The 459-nt window shown below is 38.6% G+C and carries 1 protein-coding gene; it reads left to right on the forward strand.

The features are described from left to right. Positions 1–444, forward strand: a 444-nt coding sequence (locus FNH22_RS31805) for an IS982 family transposase (RefSeq protein WP_143402575.1), incomplete at its 5' end; no start/stop codon positions are given. Between the last annotated feature and the right edge of the window lie 15 nt (positions 445–459).

Here is a 459-nt window from a genome sequence, read left to right on the forward strand (position 1 = left end):
CATCTGATCATCAATGACAAAGGAGAGATCATCGCTTTCTTTTTAACCAAAGGTAATGTAGATGACAGGAACCTTAAAGTGATGAAATCCATGACCGAAAACATGTTCGGGAAGCTATTTGCTGATAAAGGCTATATCTCTAAAAAGCTCTCCGATCTGCTTTTTGGAAACGGCATACAACTTATTGCAAAGCCCAAAAAGAATATGAAAAACGTCAACCTGAGCCAGACCGATAGGATTTTACTTCGAAAAAGAGCCATCATCGAATCGGTCAATGATGAACTCAAAAATATCTGCAAACTACAGCATACCAGGCACCGCTCGCTTGGTAATTTCCTGATCAACCTGATCAGTGCCCTCTCTGCTTATTGCTTCTTCCCTAAAAAACCTTCTCTTAATATACAATTTGAAAAAAAACATGGACAATTATACCTGGTCGCTTAAACGATATTCACGTTA

This window comes from Fulvivirga sp. M361 (assembly GCF_007097395.1).
GTDB lineage: Bacteria > Bacteroidota > Bacteroidia > Cytophagales > Cyclobacteriaceae > Fulvivirga.